Raw genomic sequence first — 16765 nt, 5'->3', positions numbered from 1 at the left:
CGCGAGTCGCGAGAGCCGGCCGGGATCGGCGACGGTGGTCTCAGGACGCGCTGACGAGGGCGTGTTCGGCGGCGTCGACGATCACGCCCGCGACGACGGTGGCCTGGGTCAGGTACACCGCGTGGCTCCCCGGCACCGTGGTGATCTTGGCGCCGGCGCGCTGCGCCATGTGCTCGAGCATCGCCCGGTCGAACGCCTTGTCCTCGGTGGCGATGACCGCCCACGACGGCTTGCTGCGCCACGCGGCGGTCGTCACCGCACTCGCGAACACCGACATGTTGATGGGGACCTGCGAGTCGCGCATGAACGCCGCCTCGGCATCGTCGGCGTCGGCGGCGAATCCGGACTGGAACTTCTCGGCGTCGAGGAAGCCGTAGCCGTCGTCGCCGACATCGATGACGAACTCCGGCGTGGCGTCGAAGCCGTCGTACTGCTCGGCGGTGGTCTGACCGGAGTCGGGCGCGAGCGCCGCGACGTAGACCAGCCCGGCCACGTTCGGGTGCGTCCCGGCCTCGGTCACGACCGTGCCGCCCCACGAGTGCCCCACCACGATGGTCGGCCCGTCCTGCCGGTCGAGGACCCGGATCGTCGCAGCGACATCGTCCGCGAGTGAGGTGAGGGGGATCTGCACGATCGTTACCCGGTAACCGCGGGCGGTCAGTTCGTCGTACACGCCGCGCCAGCCGGAGCCGTCCGCGAACGCGCCGTGGACGAGGACGACGTTCGTGATCGCGTGATCGGTGGTGCTCATGGTGGCTTTCCTTCCGTCGCCGCAGACCGGGTCCGCGGGGTGAGTGTCCGGTGATCGCAGCGACGGGGGACCGGTTCGGCCGTCCCGCGCTGACGAGTCCGAACCTAGGAAGGGACGGGCGCCGCCCGCATACGTCACATGACGGTCGGGCCGACGGTGCTCCGGCCCGGTGTGCTCCGGCGTGCTCCGGTGAGGTCAGCGGTCGAGGGCGTCCCGCAGGGCGGCACGCGAGGTGATTCCCAGCTTGGGGAAGACGCGGTGCAGGTGCGTGCCGACCGTGCGGTGCGAGAGGTAGAGCCGCGCGCCGATCTCGCGGTTGGTGAGACCCTCCGCGGCCAGTTGGGCGATGAGCAGCTCCTGCGGACTCAGGTGTTCTCTGGCGTCGGCGTCACGCGGTCTGCTCTGCTCTCCGGAGGCACGCAGTTCCTGTCGCGACCGGTCACCCCAGGCGACGGCACCGAGCGCGTCGAAGGTGTCGCGAGCGGCCCGGAGCGGCGCCCGCGATTCGGCGCCCCGTCTGTGCCTGCGCAGCCAGGCGCCGTACGCGAGTTGCAGCCGTGCGCGGGCGAACGGCCACGCGCTCAGGTCCGTGGCCAGTGCCGACGCGAACAGCTGCTCGGCCTCGTCGTCAGGGGCCAGCAGCGCTCGGCCGTACCGCATCCCGATGTGGAGCAGGGGAGAAGGCGTGACCTCCGCGATCGGCTCGAGCGCGGCCAGGACCTGCTCGGCGTCGGCTCGCCGTCCGCTGTGGACGGCGGCCTCCACGAGGTCGCCGACCGTGTAGGTGTGCACCACGGCGTGGTAGGCGGGATCGGCGGGGTCGGCGATCCGGAGCAGTTCCTCCCAGGCCTCGTGGTGGCGACCCGTGTTGAGCGAGATGGCGCCGCGCGCCACCTGCACCACCGACAGGACACCGTTCGACTGGAGCTGGATCCCCAGCCGGGACGCTTCGTCGAGGAGGTCCTCGCTGGTGGCGTCGACGGTCGCTGTGCTGCGCATCGCGGACACGACCGACTGCACGACCAGCGTGATGGCCCGCACCAGCGGCTGCTCGGTGTCGGCGGCGAGCCTGCCGGCCTCGTCGGCTGCGGTCGCGGCGAGGTCGAACCGTCCGACGTTGAGCGCGCTCCATGCCTGCACCATGAGGACCCGGGACAGCACCCCGAGCTCTCCGCCGGCCCGCAGGCCCGGCACGGCAGAGGTCAGCAGCTCGACGGCGAGCGGCATGTCCCCCGCAACGCTCGCGGCGAACCCGGCGGCACGGGTCCGCGCCGGGTCCAGGGGCCCGGTGGCGCGGGCACGGAGGCGTTCGAGAACGGTCGCCCCGCGTTCGAACGGCAGTACGTAGCCGATGCACTCGAGCGTGAGGGGGTCGTCGGGGTCGAGTACCTCGTCGACGACCTCGGCCACGCGCGCGCGTGTCGGCGCGCTGGCGTCGGCCCACATGCAGCGCAGCGATGCGGCCTGCAGGAACAGCAGCGCCTGATCGGGGCGGCCGCCGTCGGCGGCCGCGGCAGCTGCCTCGGTCAACCTCCTGGTGCCTGCGCCCTGCAGGCCCTCGTCGAAGTTGTCGCGGATGACCTTCATCCGGGTTCGGTCGAGGGCGGGGACGTCGAGGGCGGCAGTCTCCTGCAGGAGGCGGTCGACGACGTCGGGCCTTCCCCACTCGAAAGCACGTTCGGCCGCCAGCAGATAGCGCCGGCTCCGTGCCTCCGGGTCCGCGCTCAGCCGGGCGGCGCTCGCGAGCGCCGCCTGTGCCGCTGCCACGCCCCCGCGGTGCCGCACGCGTGCACCGGCTTCCTCCAACCGGGTGGCCAGCTCCTCGTCCGGACCGTCGGCTGCGGCGGCCCGATGCCAGACCTGCCGATACGGGTCCCGCAGCGTTCGCGCGAGAGCGAGATGTGCCCGCTGCAGGTGCGGCAAGGTGGCCCGCTGGCGGATCGCGTGGCGGACGAGCGGGTGACGGAACTCGAGCTTCCCGCCGACCACGGTGACCAGTCCGGACTCCACCGCCGCGACCACGGCGTCCTCGGACACGTCTTCGCCGCGGAGCGCAGCCGCGGCCCGCAGCGCGTCTCCCGGGTTGCCGTCGTCGTCCAGCGCGGCGACGAGCAGCAGGTCCTGCGTCACCTCGGGCAGTGCGGGGAGCCGGGCCGCGAAGGCGCGCTCGAGCCGTGCGGTCAGGGACGGGGGTGCGGACTCGCCGTACGCGCCTTCGAGGGGCAACTCGGTCAGCGCGAGCGGATTGCCCGCGGCCACGTCCAGCAGCCGACTTCGGTCCGTCGCACCGAGCTGTGGTGCGCGGCGTGCGAGCAGCTGTTCGGCGACGTGGCGGTCGAGGCGTTGCAGCTGCATCTCGTGCACCGACGGGCCGGTGAGTACCGGCGGGACGTCGTCGCGCTGGGCCACCATCATGACGATCGCCTCGGACTCCAGGCGCCGGGACATGAAGCCGAGGACGTCGACGCTGGGCCGGTCCAACCAGTGTGCGTCGTCGATCGCCAACGCGAGCGGGTGCTCCGCCGCGCTGTCGCTCAGCAGGTTCAGCGCCGCCAGCCCGATCAGGAAGAGCTCCGGCGCAGCTTCGTCGGTCATGCCGAACGCCGCCATCAACGCGCGCAGCTGCGGGGCGGGCAGCGTGGCAAGGCCACCCAGCATCGGTCGGATCAGCTGGTGGAGGCCGGCGAACGGCAGGGCCATCTCGCCCTCGACGCCGGTGGCGCTCAACACGCGCAGGCCGCGCTCCGCCGCGGCGTCGCGCCCGAGACGTACCAGAGCAGACTTGCCGATTCCCGCCTCACCACGGATGAGGACGGCACTCCCACGGTGCCGGACGTCGTGACAGAGCCGATCGAGCACCTCCGCTTCGGCGTCGCGACCGAGCACGCCCGCTGACGTCATCCCCGCACCCCCCACCCTGTCGGCTGTCGCGCGATCAGCGACGACCACGGCGCCGTCAGGGTAGGGGGCCTCGCAGTAGGAACGCTGGGTTCACCCGAGGTGGGCAGCGGGGACAGCTCAGCGAACGGTGCCGGTCTCCAGGAACTCGCGCAGCTGCGCCTTGCTCCACACCGGGCTGATGACGGCGAACAGCCGTCCGGAGTTGCGGGTCTCGACCTTCACGTACACGGCGTTGTCGCCGGAGGCGGGGTCGGTGCCGAGCCACGCCTGCCCGAGCCGGTCGGGCGAGGCCGGCAGCTGCTGCGCGTCCGAGGGCAGGGTCGCGTCGCTGTCGAGGCGGACGGGATCGGGCGCCCCCGGCGCGGCGCGGTAGTGGAAGGTCCGGCCGGCCAGCACGAAACTGCGATTCACCAGCACGGGTGACGAGGACACCGCTCCGGACGTGGAACGGGTGACGGACGGCCCGCCGGTGAGGGTCGGTCCCGCGGCACGGTCGGTGGTCGTGGGACCGCCGCTCACGGCGAGGGACGTCAGCACCGCGACGCCGGCGAGACCGGCAGCGGCGGGAACGGCGACCGCCACGGCGCCGATCGGCGGACGGCGGCGTCCGGTGTAGGTGAGGCCGTCCGTCTCGTCCTCGAAGGCGGCGGACAGGGCGCGGGTCAGATCGTCGTCAGTCAACACGGGCAGGCTCCTGGGTGGTGTCGAGTACGGCCCTGAGGGAGTCCAGGGCGCGCTTGGTCTGTGACTTGACGGTGCCGGTCGAACACCCGAGCGCGGCCGCGGTGTCCTCGACGGACAGGTCGTCGAAGAACCGCAGGACCACGACCGCACGCTGGCCCGGCGGCAACCGCCGGGCGGCACGCACGAGGACGTCCCGGTCGAGCACGGCGTCCGTGCCGTTCCTGGCCGCCGGTTCCGGCCCGGTGTCCAACGGCGCCTCGGACGGCCGTCGGCCGCGCCCGCGCCAGTGGTCCTTGACCAGGTTGGCCACCACCTGGCGGGCGTACGCATCCGGGTTGGAGTGCGCCGTACGCCAGTGGCGGGCCGTCCGCATCAACGCGGTCTGCGTGAGGTCCTCCGCGTGTCCGTGGTCGCCGCACAGCAGGTACGCGGTGCGCACCAACCGGTCGCCGGACCGCCGCACGAACGCGTCGAACTCCGCGCGGTCACGTCTCGAGATCATCGTCGGGCTCCGTCGTCGTCACGGTGGAAAGAACGCCGGCCGCGCCCGCCAGGTTGTCAGCACCTGCCGCGGGGAGGGAACCGGTCCCCGTCCGGCCGGCTCGCACCCGCCCCCAGTAGCGGTTAGAACGGGAGCATGCGCCCGATCCGCACCGCCGCCGCGACCGCCCTGGTGGGCGTCGTCGCGTCCGTGACCGTCGCGTGCGAGCGTCCCGACGACGACGCGGACGCGCTCGCCACCGTGCGCGAGCAGGACCACGTCGCGTCGGCGGCGCTCGTGTCCTACGACGACCCGTCGCAGGGGAAGTACCTGCGTTTCACGGTCGACCGCGGGCTTGCGGACGACCGCGTGTGGGCGCTCGTGCACGACCTCGACGACGACCTGGGCAGCAGTATCGACACCCCGTCGCTCGAGGTCGACGTCGACGGCTTCCACGCGTCCGTGTACCCGGGTCTCACCGACGCCGAGAACGTCGACCTGCGGCGCGCCCTGTGGTTGCGGCGGGACGGCCGGGCGACCGCCCGTCGGCCGGCGTACCACTCGACGGTCGGCAGCCGAGCCGTGGTGACGGCACCGGCCGACGAGGTCGGCGCCCTGGCGGTCGACTACGCGGTGCAGTTCGACCCGCTCGAAGGGCGGCGGACGGAGTCGGTCGAGTCGAGCGACCGCACGGTCGGTGTCCAGTGGACGGCGTCCGCCAAGCTCGGCTTCGCGCTCGACACCAACGCCGCCGGGACGTTCGCCGGCCTGCAGCAGGAGTACCCCGGCACCACGGGCTGGCTCGACTGCACGAGCAGCCCGTGCGACGCCTCTGTCAACCTGCCTGGGACGGTGCCGGCCGAGCGGGTGCCGAAGCTGGTCGACCGCTCCGAGTTCGACCGGCTGCTGCTCGGCTGGGGACGGTTCCGGGCGGAGGCGGGCGAGTTCTCGAAGGACCTCGGCGACCGCGACGTACGGCGTCGGGTCGAGGCGTTGCAGACGGTGCCGGGCGTCGTCGAGACGTCGGCGTACGGCGTCGTCGTCCGCGACCGCGCCGGGCTCGACCGGGCCCTTGCTCTCCTGCCGCGCCTGCGCTGGACAACCGTCGAGCTGCGCCGCGACGTGGAGCTCTACGACTACCCGACCGATGCGGTCTTCGAACTGCGCAGCGACGACACGGCCCCGCTTCGTACCGCCTACCGCGCCGTCGCGGACCTGGCCGGAGTCGTCGGGCTCGAACTCGCTCCCCGATCGTCGTTCGGCAACCTCACGGTGCGCTCCGACATCACGACTGCGCAGTTGCGCGCGGTGCTGACCGCGTTGGGTGGTCTGCCGCGCCCCTACCGCACGACGAACGTGCAGGCCCGGATCCCAGGTGAGTACGGCCGACCCGCCGCCGTGGCGGTCGGTCAGGCCACGCCCGAGACGTTCATCCCCTTCGTCAGCAGGGCGGTCAAGGGTGCACCTGAGGCCCCGAAGCAGCTGGTCGCCCTGGTTGCGCGTACGTGGAAGGACGTGCTGCGCAGCCGCTGACGGTCACGCCAGCACCACCAGCTCGCCGGTCGCCCGGGTCATGGCGACGTAGCGGTCGACCGCGCCGGTGACGCCCCGACCGAACCGGTCCGGCCGCACGAGCACGACCAGGTCGAACTCGAGCCCCTTGGCCAGTTCGGGCGTCAGCGACCGCACGCGCGGCCGCGGCTCGAACTCCGGATCGCCTATGACACAGGCGATCCCGGCCGCGTGGCCCGTCTCCCACGCCGCCAGCACCGCGTCCCGCTCGTCGGCGCGCCCGTGCCGCACCGGCACGCCGCTGCGCCGCACCGAGGTCGGCACGTTCGCGTCCGGGAGAACGGCCCGGATCACCGGCTCGGCCACCGCCATGACCTCGGCCGGCGTCCGGTAGTTCACGGTGAGCGAGGCCGTCCGGACCGCCAGCACCCCGACGGCCGCGAGCCGCTGCTCCCACGTCTGCGTGAACCCGTGCCGGGCCTGCGCGCGGTCGCCGACGACGGTGAGACTGCGGGACGGGCAGCGTCCGAGCACCATCTGCCACTCGGCGTCGGTGAGCTCCTGCGCCTCGTCGACGACGACGTGCGCGAACGGCCCGGCGAGGGAGTCGACGTCCGGGCCACGGCCGTCGTCGACGAGCGCGTCGGCCAGGTCGTCGCGCCGCAGCATCGACATGACCATGAGTTCCGAGTCGTCGGAGCGGACGAGGTCGGCGACGACGTCGTCGAAGCGGGCACGCCGCTGCGCCGTCTCACGATCGAGCGCGCGGCGCTTGCGGTCGGCGTCCGGGTCGCCGAGGCGTCGCCGGGCGGCGTCGAGCAACGGCAGGTCGGACGTCGTCCACGCCTGCGGGTCGTCCCGCTGCAACAGTGCGACCTGGTCACGGGACAGGTATGGCGCACATCTGCGCAAATACGCGGGAACCGACCAGAGATCGCCGACCAGGTCGGCGGCCGGCACGACGGGCCAGCTGCGCTCGAGCTCGCCCAGCATCCCCCGGTCGGTGCGAACAGCGCGTTCTGCCTGGTCGTCCCACTGGTCCTCGTACCGGTCGCGGAGCAGCGCGACGAGTTCGTCGACGATCACCGGACGGGCCTCGTTGTGTGCCGTCCCCGCGGCAGCGGCGAACGCCTCCCGCCAATCGCCCGGGGTGATGCGCAGCGACGCTGCGCCGGTAGGAACCTCCAACCCGCGTGTCGGCGGTTCCTCGTAGAGCGCCACGGCCGCCTCGATGCCGGTCACCAGGCGTCCCGACGCCTTGAGCCGCGCGACCTCCGCGTCCGGCTCGGCGTCCGCGACGGCGCCCTCGGGGACGAGGTCGGTGAGCGTGCAGAGGCGGACGGACTCCTCGCCCAGCCCGGGCAGCACGTCGGCGACGTAGTCGAGGTACGGACGGCTCGGCCCGATCACCAGCACCCGTCCGCGACCGTCGCGCAGGCGCGGGTCGGCGTGCAGCAGGTAGGCCGCGCGGTGCAGGGCGACGACGGTCTTGCCGGTGCCCGGACCGCCGTCGACGACGAGCGTCCCCCGCGAGTCGGCGCGGACGGCCGCGTCCTGGTCGGCCGCGATGGTGGCGAGCACGTCGCGCATGCGCGCGGTGCGCGCGCTCCCCAGGCTCGCGACGAACGCCGAGCGGTCGTCCAGGGTGGCGCCCGATCCGTCGGCGACGCGGTCGTCGTCGAACACCTCGTCCCAGTAGTCGACGACGCGGCCGTCGCTCCAGCGGTAGCGCCGCCGGCTCGCGAGCCCGCGCGCGTCGACCGCGGTCGCGGCGAAGAACGGCTCGGCCGCCGGCGTACGCCAGTCGACGAGCAGGCGCTCGCCCTCGGTCGCGCCGCCGAGGCCGAACCGGCCGATGTAGGTGGTCGTCCCGTCGACACCGGTCGTGCGGCCGAGGCAGGCGTCCACGCCGAAGCGGCGCAGCACCCGTAACCGTGTCGTCAGCCGATGGATGCGCTGGTCACGCTCCAGCGCGCCCTGACCACCGCGGCCGGCCTCGCGCAGCGCCGACGCGAGTTCGGCCCCCGCGGCGGCGACGGCGGCGTCGAGGGCACGGGCGAGGACCGTGAAGTGGCGCTCGTCCGCGTCGGTCAGGGCGGGGTCGGCCTTGGCGGCGAGTCGATCCGGCAGGGCGAAGACGGGAGTGGTGGCGGCGGCGATCGTGGTACGGCAGGAGGTCACGGCGGGAGATGGTGCGCCGTCACCCGGGTCTTGCCGCAAGCCCCCAGGGCCGCTATACGTTGAAGTGGGAGCAGGGAACCGCTCCGTCCCGGCCCGCCGTGAGTACCTCGCCGCGGCCGTCGCGACGAATCAGGTGCCGCGTGACGCGTGCGAGAGCGTCGTCCGCGCGGCGAGGTGATCGTCCAGTAGGTTGACCGCACACCGGCCCCGCGCGAGCGCCGGTGGCGGACCCGCGCCGGGCCCGGCACGCCGAGCTGCTCGACGGGGGGTCGAACAGCGGGGCGACCGACACCGGCGCGACCGACGGGTGCCGGGCGACTCGGGCGGGGGGCGGAGCGCCCGGCACCCCCGGTTCCGTGGTTGCCCGGCTGCGGTCGGCGCCGCTGCGCGAGGATGGTCATCGGCGACGGTGAGCCCCGCCGTCGCTGCCGTCGCCCCTCCGGAGGACACCGTGGCCTGGTTGCTCGTCGTACTCGCAGGATTCCTCGAGACGGGTTTCGCCGTCTGCCTGAAGTTGAGCAACGGCTTCTCGCGTCTCGTGCCCACGATCCTTTTCGCGATCTTCGCCCTCGCCAGCTTCGGCATGCTCACGCTGTCGCTGCGCACCCTCGAGGTCGGACCGGCCTACGCGGTCTGGACGGGCATCGGCGCCACCGGCACCGTCGTCGTCGGCATGATCTGGCTGAACGAGGACACCTCCGTGCTGAAAATCGCGGCCGCGGTGCTCGTGATCCTCGGGGTCATCGGGCTGCAGCTCAGCGGCGACGCGCACTGACACGTTCGTCTCAGCGTCGGGTCTTGACGTATGTATCGGTTAGTGGCAATTTTCCGTTCGTGACGACTGACGAAGCGGACGAGGTCTGGCGGGTGCTCGCCGACCCGTCGCGCCGGGCGATCTTCGAGGCGCTGGCGCGTCGACCCTCGGCCGTGGGAGAGCTGGCGGCACAGCTGCCCATCAGCCGGCCGGCCGTCTCGCAGCACCTCGCCGTGCTCAAGGCGGCGGGTGTCGTCGCCGACGACGCCGTCGGCACGCGCAACGTCTACCGCCTGCAACCCGCCGCCGTGGCGGCCTTCCGCGACCAGCTCGACACGTTCTGGCGCCGCACCCTCGGCGCCTTCGAGGCCTCGCTCGCCACTGACACATCCGTGTCAGAACCGTCCGACGACCCGTCCGGGGAGGACACATGACCCACTCGACCGACATCACCGTACGGCGCCACGTCGTCGTTCCCGTGCCTCCGGAGGAGGCCTTCGCCGCCTTCACCGGTCGGTTCGGTGACGTCAAGCCTCCGGAGCACAACCTGCTCGGCGCGCCCGTCGTCGAGTCCGTGTTCGAGCCGCGGGTCGGCGGGCACGTGCTCGATCGCGCCCCCGACGGCAGCGAGTGCCGCTGGGCGCGCGTGCTGGCCTGGGAGCCGCCGCACCGGGTCGTGTTCTCGTGGGACATCGGTCCCACCTGGCAGCTCGAGACCGATCCCGACCTCACCAGCGAGGTCGAGGTGCGTTTCGTCGCCGACGGCGATCGCGGCACGCGGGTCGAGCTCGAGCACCGGCACATCGACCGGCACGGCCCGGGCTGGGAGTCGCTCCATGACGCCGTTGGTAGCGAGCAGGGCTACCCCCTGTGGTTTTCGCGCCTCCAGGCACTCCTGAGCGCCCATTAGCCGGCTGGACGCGGAACGCCATGGGCTCGGGGGCTAATTGTCGTCCTCTTTGCGCATCAGTGCTCGATATGGCGGTTCCCTTTGCGTGACCCGACATTCACGAATATTGCCCCACGTTTGATCTTTGCCCGCCACGCGTCACCAGACGCTGCTATAAATTCCGCGATCTGCCGCATCAGCTTGTCTGACCGGCATTGATGTCTGGGTGGCATCGGTCGTCATGGGTGGTTGTCGCAGAGGTTGCACGATCCTGGTTTCCAAATGCGGACCAGGAGGGTTACTGATGCGCTGAAGTGAGGGTGGGCGGCAACAGTGCACTTTCGTCGAAGGTTCTTCCGTGCGCTGACTGTCATCCTTTCCGTGGCGTGCCTGGCGTCGATCGATCTCATCGGAGTGGCCGCGAGGGCCGCAACGCCCGGTGCGGCACGAACTGCTCCGTCGGCCCCGAGGTCGCGCACAACGGCAGCCGCACCGTCCTTCGTCGTGACTCCGGCTGCACCGATAACGCGTGAACGTGTCGCCCTTTCGGGTCGCCTGGCGACCAGCATCCGACGGCCAGTCGTTCTGGAACGGCGAGCCGGCCGGGGTTGGAAGCGGGCCGCGGTTGTGCGGTCCACGTCCCGCGGCGCCTATCGCGCAGCGATTACAGCAGGGGCCACGCCGGCCGTCTGGCGCTTCCGCGCGCCCGCTGTCGCCGTCAAGAAGGGTCGGAAGACCACGCGCTACGCCCAGGTCACCACGCACTCCAGGACCATCGTCGGCCGCAAGCAGTCGGGCGCCCTCACCGCGGTGTCGTGGACGGAGCCGGACAAGCCGGTGTCGGTGGTCAGTTCGTTCACGCCTGCACGTCGCGATCGCGTCGTCCGTCTCCAGTCGTTGGTCGACGGATCGTGGCGCACGGTGGCGAGTGCCCGCCAGAACGTTCGCGGCGCGGCTGTCTTCGTCAGGAGCTTTGCCACCGGCATCGTGCGGCTCCGCGCCGTGTCCGACGCCTTCCACGGCGCAGGTGCGGTCGCAACGCCGGGGCGCGCCGTCGTCGCCGGAGCACGGCAGGCCATCGCCAGGAGCGTCGACGTCGTCGCCGGCTCGGAAGCGGTCGTCGATCTCGGTGGCGTGGTGACGACGCTCAGTGAAGCCGCCACTGTTACGAAGAACGACGTATCTGTCGTCACGCGCCCAGCCGGAGCCCTCGCAGTGAGTGCTACGACCGACGCAACCGAGGGCGACCGCTCCCTGCTGGTCGACGGTTCCGGTTGCTACGAGAACGCATGCGAGATCCACTTCAGGCTCACGCTCGGGGTGCATGTCACGCCTCTTGCGTCCGCGACTCCGTCGACAAGCGACTTCACCGCGCCGTCCACCGATCGGGTGGCGGCCGCGACCACTCTTCCCGCGGGCGTGCGGGCGCTTGGAGACGAGCTCATCGTGACTCTCGGGTCGCCCCAGAACCCAGGCTCCGAAGCGGACGCCGTTGCGCTCGCCGCAGATGTTGGCGCTGTCGTGAGTGGGGGTCTCGGCGAGCTGGGCATCTTCGAACTTCGATGGACTCAGCCGCCTGCGGACCTCGACGCCGTCGCCGCCGACCTCCGGAGTCGCCCCGCGGTGTCGTCGGTGACACGCTCGACGTTCGACACAGCCGGCATACAGCAGGCGCCCCCTGGAGACTGGGACGACGACGGCAAGGCGGTCACCTGGCCGTTCGATCAGATGCGCGCCCAGCAGGCATGGGGCCTCAGCACCGGTAACAGCACACCCGTCGGCATCCTGGATGCAGGGACCGTCTTCGATCATGAAGATCTGAACGTGGCGCAGAGGCTCGGAAACGCAGCCCCTGCAATGCACGCGACGCACGTGGCCGGTCTCGCATGTGCCGCGGCGAACGGCAAGGGAGTCGTCGGGGTCTCCTGGGGTTGCCCCATCACGTCGTCCGGCCTCTCCGGGACGTCGGACAAGCATGTCCTCGCCGCGGCCTACCGAATGGCGAAATCGGGCGTGTCCGTCGTCAACATGTCCCTCGGCTACAACCTGCAGACCAAGCAGCGGTACTGCTCGACCCAGTCGATCTCAGACGCGACGAACGATCTCACCAAGCAGTCCGCGGGACAGTTCCGCCAGTTGTTCAACGGTCCCGTTGGACGCAACATCGTCTGGACCATTTCGGCGGGCAACAACTGCGCTGTCGGACCGGCGAGCCCGTGGGGTGCCGACTGGACCCTGCCGAACGTGATCACGGTGGCGGCTTCGAACTCGGATGGGTCGCTCGCGTCCTACTCCAACTTCGGCGCCGGTGTGGAGGTCGCCGCCCCCGGCGGCGTCGGTGTCGGTATCGCGGGCGGAGCTGGCGGCCCCATATCGACGGTGCCCAGGAAATGCGGGCTCTTCGGGTGGTCGACGTGTTCGGACTACAAGCCGGACACGGGGACATCGATGGCTGCGCCGATGGTTGCTGGCGTAGCTGCCCTGGCCTTCGCTGCGGGCAACTCCATCTCCGCGGCCGACGTGGGAAGTTGTATCGTCTCGACAGCCGGGGAAGGCAGCCCGACGGTGTCGCGCCGCGGCAGCGCTCCGGCCACGGCGGGTGCGGCCCGGGTCTCCCCTCTCATTCCCTTCACGGGATCACTTCCCGTCGTCGACGCGCGCGCGGCGGTCGAATGTGCGCGCGGCACCAGGGCGGGCAGCGCCGACATCCTCATCGCCGGAGGTGGTGACCGGACCAGCAGCGGGAACGGCACCGACCTCGGGGATCTGACCGCCGCCCTCGAGGCGAGGGGTTACCGCGTCGCGACGTCGGTGCAACTGCCGGACGACCTGCGCGGCTTCGGGCAGGTCTGGTACGTCGACACCGATGCGATGACGCCCGAGCAGCAGTCGAACGTCGAGGGGTACATCCGCGCCGGCCACTCGGTGTACCTGACAGGCGAGTGGGGCTGTTGCACGGTCGACCAGTCGTCCATCTCCATCATCAACGACCTGGTGCCGAACGCGACGGTGTCGCACGCGAGCGGGGGCACCAATACGCCCGCAATACGCGACGTGTTCGGTCTGGCGAGCTCACCCAATGCCGTCAATTCTGTGACTTTGGCATCGTCCGGATCGCTCACGGGTGTCCCGGACGCCAACATTGTGGCGGACACCGGCGACCCGACGCTGGCTGCCATCGCGGCGTTCGGGCCAGACGACGTCACCGGACGCGGGAAGATCGCCATCGTGATGGACATCAACTGGCTCGCAGAGCAATACCGCGGCAGCAGTTGGGACGGGTTCGTTGGGAACCTCGCACGGTTCTTGGCGTGATCGGCACGTGACCAAGGTCGCTAGCTGTCTGCTTGCAATAGCTAGCAATACTCAGTCACACTCGAACACGTGATTGCGGAAGGTCCGAAGGAACAAGCCGTCCAGCAGGCCAAGCGGGGCGCGGCGACCATCGGGGAGTTCATCCGCGAACAACGTCAACAGGGTCAGGTGTCGTTGCGGCAGCTGGCCCGGTTGGCGGGGGTGTCCAACCCGTACCTGTCCCAGATCGAGCGCGGCCTGCGCAAGCCCAGCGCCGAGATCCTGCAGCAGATCGCCAAGGGCCTGCGCATCTCGGCCGAGCAGCTCTACGTGCGGGCCGGGTTCCTGGAGTACCGCCAGGGCAACCAGGAACTCGTGGCCGCGGTCCTCGGCGACGAGGAGCTCGGCGAGCGGCAGAAGCAGGTGCTGCTCGACATCTACGAGTCGTTCCGGCGCGAGAACGCCCAGCGCCGGGCGGACGAGGCCGAGCAGGCCGCCGACGATCTGGCACAGCAGCCCGCCGCAGCGCCGCCGCTGCGCACGGCACCCACCGCCACCAGCCAATCGACGCCGCGGACACGCGCCGCGGCCCACGCAGGGGAGTGAACAGCATGTCCATCACCGGTGACATCAAGGGTTACGCCGACACCGCCGTCGCCGAGGGCCGCAAGGCGCTCGACTCGACGCTCAGCACCGCGCAGGCGCAGCTGAACGACCTCAACGGCAACGTCCAGCAGTTCGCCGACAAGGCCACCGAGGTGGCGAAGGACGTCCGCGACCAGGCCGAGAAGGCCATCAACGTCGACGCCATCAAGTCGGCCGTCGAGCCGTACCTCGAGCAGGCCAAGAGCTACCAGGCCGCGGCGCAGGACCGCGTCGAGGCCGTCCTGGCCGAGCTGCGCAAGGACCCGCGCTTCGCGAAGGCCCTCGAGGTCTCCGAGACCGTGCTCGAGACGGTCGTCGAGACCGTCCAGGAGTACGTCGTCAAGCCGGTCCAGTCGGCCACTGGCCTGGGCGCCAAGCCGGCCCGCAAGCCCGCGCCGCGCAAGGCCGCGAGCAAGCCCGCTTCGAAGCCCGCCTCGAAGCCGGCCGCGAAGTCGACCACCACGGCCCGCAAGAGCGCGGCCACGCGTCCGGCCGCGAAGAAGACCACCGCGCGCAAGACCGCGACGAAGCGCGCCGGCTCCACCAGCTGACCCGTCCGCACGATCGACGCCCCGCCCGGAACCCGGGCGGGGCGTCGCCGTCCGCGGCGGCCGAACCGACGAGCCGCGCACAGTCCCGGTCGGTAGCCTGGCGGCGTGGAACTCGTCGACCAGCTCTACCTCTGGACCAACTACGTCCTCTGGTACGCGCTCGTCGCGTTGCGACTGTGGGCGCTGGTCGACTGCATGACCCGCCGCGCCGCCGCGTTCCCGGCCGTCGACAAGCTGACGAAGCCCGCGTGGATCGCCATCCTGCTGATCTCGGGGCTGCTCGGCACGTTCTTCAGCGACCCGAACACCCCCGGCACCGTCGTGTCGATCTTCTCGCTGGTGTCGGTCGTCGTCGCCGCCGTCTACCTCGCCGACGTGCGTCCCGCGGTGCGGGAGGTCTCGGGCGGCCGCTGAGCGGCGTCCGGCTCCTCCTCGCGCTCGCCGGTGTAGTCCGGCACACGGCGCAGCACCACCCAGGTCGCCACGGCCACCACGGCGAGCCAGCACCCGCTGACCACCGTCGCGGTGCGCGACGAGAAGCCGGCCGGCTGCAGCCCGCACGCCGCGACGCTCGCCGACACCACCGCCACCCGCACCCGCGGCCCCGAGACCGGCGCCAGGCACAGCAGACCCCACAGCAGGAACGCCGGCGCGAGCACCGGGGCGAGCAGCGCGGGGGCCAGCAGCGCGAACCCCGCGGTGTACTCGCGGCTGCGGTACCGCGCCGACACGAGCAGGTAGACCACCGTCGCGGCGGCGGCCGTCGCGGCGGTCACCCGGGTCGCGGCGAGCACGTCGTCGAAGGCCGAGCCCGGGACCATCCACTGCAGCAGCTCGCCGGCGATGCCGGTGGCCGAGTACGGGGTGTCGGTCTGGAACTGGGCCGGGACGGCCCCCACCCACGAGAAACCGGCCCATCGCGCGCCGGGACCTGCGACCGCGAGGGCGAGGGTCACGAGCAGCGCGGTCCCGCCGTCGCGGACGATCACCTGCCACGCCGGGCGTCGCAGCGGCACCAGCAGGTGGGCCACGACCACCACCGGCACCAGCACGAAACCCTGCCCCACGAGCGAGCCGGCCGCGGCCGCGAGTCCCGCGGCGAGCGTCCACGCGCGGCGCCGCATCGCCACCAGCGCGCCGAGGGCCAGTGCCGCCAACAGGCCGTCCTGGTGCGGCGCCGCCACGACGTACAGCAGCACCAGGGGGTTGCCGACGCTCAGCAGCAGCACCAGCGCACCGTCGGGGGCACCGTCCGGGCGGCGGGTGCGCGCGAGCTCGAGCGCCAGCCGTCCGATCGCGACGGCGACGACCAGGCCGACGACGCGCAGCGCGAGCACCGCCACCAGCGGGCTGCCGCCGGCGACCGACACCGTGACGTGGTGCAGCAGCGACCCCAGCGGACCCGAGGCGCTGACCACGTCACGGTCTGCCGGGTCGATCGCGTCGACGATGCGGACCGGCCCGAGCGACGACGGCGGGCTCGACGCGGGATCGCGCCCGGCGCGCTGCACGAAGCCGAACGCCACGTACCGGTACACGGACGTGTCCAGCAGCGGCGGCCCGATCGCGAGCGGCGCCGTCCAGGCGGCGACGAGCAGCCAGGTCCGGGACTCGGCGGGACGCACCCGGCGCACGACCGCGAGCGTCACCAGCCACAGCGCCGCGAGGGCGCCGATCGCGACGAGCAGCAGCACCGCCGGACGGGTGGCCCGGACCGTCTCTCCGTGCGCCTGCTCGAGCCCCAGCCAGGTGGTCAGCGAGCGGTTCGGGCGGACCGCCGCGGCCCATCCGCCCGTGACCGTCACGGCCGTCGAGACGAGGAAACCGGACGCCGCCAGCACCGGGACCGGGCGCGCCACCACCGCCCGGCGGACGGCGTCGAGCCCGCGCAGTGCCTTCTCGGCCAGATCGTTCATGCGGTACTCGGCGGACTGCTCTCTGGACGGTGCTCGGGAGTCCCTGCGCGGACCGGTTCCCCGCGCCGGCGGTTGCGGGCGTGCGCCGAGGCTATCGACCCGTACGAGATCCGAACATTCGCCGAGCCTGCGGGTTACGTCGGCGGGCCAGCATGGGATACGTCCGCCCCACCGGGACGGACAACCCTCCGAGCAACCGACCGACC

General features: G+C 71.9%; 14 protein-coding genes. 8 read left to right on the top strand and 6 right to left on the bottom strand.

Annotation, left to right across the window (positions count from 1 at the left end):
* Nucleotides 1-40 precede the first annotated feature (40 nt).
* The 4 genes from ACYVP9_RS10780 to ACYVP9_RS10765 all read right to left on the bottom strand — a co-directional run bounded on the left by ACYVP9_RS10780 (nt 41) and on the right by ACYVP9_RS10765 (nt 4838).
* The gene (locus ACYVP9_RS10780; RefSeq protein ID WP_460604802.1) at nt 41-751 is read right to left on the bottom strand and encodes an alpha/beta fold hydrolase; all 711 of its coding nucleotides are present in this window, start codon (nt 749-751) and stop codon (nt 41-43) included.
* A 195-nt stretch (nt 752-946) separates the two neighbouring features.
* Complete coding sequence (locus tag ACYVP9_RS10775; RefSeq protein ID WP_460604801.1) at nt 947-3652, bottom strand: ATP-binding protein; 2706 nt, start codon at nt 3650-3652, stop codon at nt 947-949.
* A 117-nt stretch (nt 3653-3769) separates the two neighbouring features.
* Nucleotides 3770-4333: a hypothetical protein gene (locus tag ACYVP9_RS10770; RefSeq protein WP_460604800.1), complete on the bottom strand. Its 564-nt coding sequence runs from the start codon at nt 4331-4333 to the stop codon at nt 3770-3772.
* Nucleotides 4326-4838, bottom strand: a complete 513-nt coding sequence (locus ACYVP9_RS10765; protein ID WP_460604799.1) for a SigE family RNA polymerase sigma factor — start codon at nt 4836-4838, stop codon at nt 4326-4328. Before ACYVP9_RS10765 ends, ACYVP9_RS10770 begins: the two co-directional genes overlap by 8 nt.
* Nucleotides 4839-4973: 135 nt before the next feature.
* On the opposite strand from ACYVP9_RS10765, the gene ACYVP9_RS10760 reads away from it, so the two are divergent.
* Nucleotides 4974-6350 (top strand): hypothetical protein, encoded by a 1377-nt coding sequence (locus ACYVP9_RS10760; RefSeq protein WP_460604798.1) that lies wholly within the window; start codon nt 4974-4976, stop codon nt 6348-6350.
* Between the two features lie 3 nt (nt 6351-6353).
* On the opposite strand, the gene helR is transcribed toward ACYVP9_RS10760, so the two are convergent.
* Nucleotides 6354-8489 carry an RNA polymerase recycling motor ATPase HelR gene (gene helR / locus ACYVP9_RS10755; protein ID WP_460605066.1) on the bottom strand — a complete coding sequence of 712 codons (2136 nt, stop codon included), beginning with the start codon at nt 8487-8489 and terminating at the stop codon, nt 6354-6356.
* Between the two features lie 472 nt (nt 8490-8961).
* Between helR and ACYVP9_RS10750 the strand changes: the two genes are divergently transcribed.
* The 7 genes from ACYVP9_RS10750 (at nt 8962) to ACYVP9_RS10720 (ending at nt 15057) form a co-directional block, all read left to right on the top strand.
* The gene (locus ACYVP9_RS10750; RefSeq protein ID WP_460605065.1) at nt 8962-9285 is read left to right on the top strand and encodes a DMT family transporter; all 324 of its coding nucleotides are present in this window, start codon (nt 8962-8964) and stop codon (nt 9283-9285) included.
* Nucleotides 9286-9344: 59 nt separating this feature from the next.
* On the top strand, nt 9345-9698 hold the full coding sequence (locus ACYVP9_RS10745) for an ArsR/SmtB family transcription factor (RefSeq protein ID WP_460604797.1): 354 nt from the start codon (nt 9345-9347) through the stop codon (nt 9696-9698).
* Nucleotides 9695-10174 (top strand): SRPBCC family protein, encoded by a 480-nt coding sequence (locus ACYVP9_RS10740; protein ID WP_460604796.1) that lies wholly within the window; start codon nt 9695-9697, stop codon nt 10172-10174. Before ACYVP9_RS10745 ends, ACYVP9_RS10740 begins: the two co-directional genes overlap by 4 nt.
* 606 nt (nt 10175-10780) lie before the next feature.
* Nucleotides 10781-13468, top strand: a complete 2688-nt coding sequence (locus tag ACYVP9_RS10735; protein ID WP_460604795.1) for a S8 family peptidase — start codon at nt 10781-10783, stop codon at nt 13466-13468.
* Nucleotides 13469-13537: 69 nt separating this feature from the next.
* Nucleotides 13538-14053: a helix-turn-helix domain-containing protein gene (locus tag ACYVP9_RS10730; RefSeq protein ID WP_460604794.1), complete on the top strand. Its 516-nt coding sequence runs from the start codon at nt 13538-13540 to the stop codon at nt 14051-14053.
* Between the two features lie 5 nt (nt 14054-14058).
* The gene (locus ACYVP9_RS10725; RefSeq protein WP_460604793.1) at nt 14059-14643 is read left to right on the top strand and encodes a hypothetical protein; all 585 of its coding nucleotides are present in this window, start codon (nt 14059-14061) and stop codon (nt 14641-14643) included.
* Nucleotides 14644-14748: 105 nt separating this feature from the next.
* Complete coding sequence (locus ACYVP9_RS10720; RefSeq protein WP_460604792.1) at nt 14749-15057, top strand: DUF2516 family protein; 309 nt, start codon at nt 14749-14751, stop codon at nt 15055-15057.
* Here the strand turns inward: ACYVP9_RS10720 and ACYVP9_RS10715 are convergent.
* Nucleotides 15006-16559 (bottom strand): putative hexosyltransferase, encoded by a 1554-nt coding sequence (locus ACYVP9_RS10715; RefSeq protein WP_460604791.1) that lies wholly within the window; start codon nt 16557-16559, stop codon nt 15006-15008. The two genes, ACYVP9_RS10720 and ACYVP9_RS10715, sit on opposite strands and share 52 nt — an antisense overlap.
* Nucleotides 16560-16765: the final 206 nt, after the last annotated feature.

Source organism: Jatrophihabitans fulvus (genome assembly GCF_054781375.1).
The sequence above is the reverse complement of the archived record's forward strand: the minus strand, read 5'-3'. Positions and strand labels throughout refer to the sequence as shown.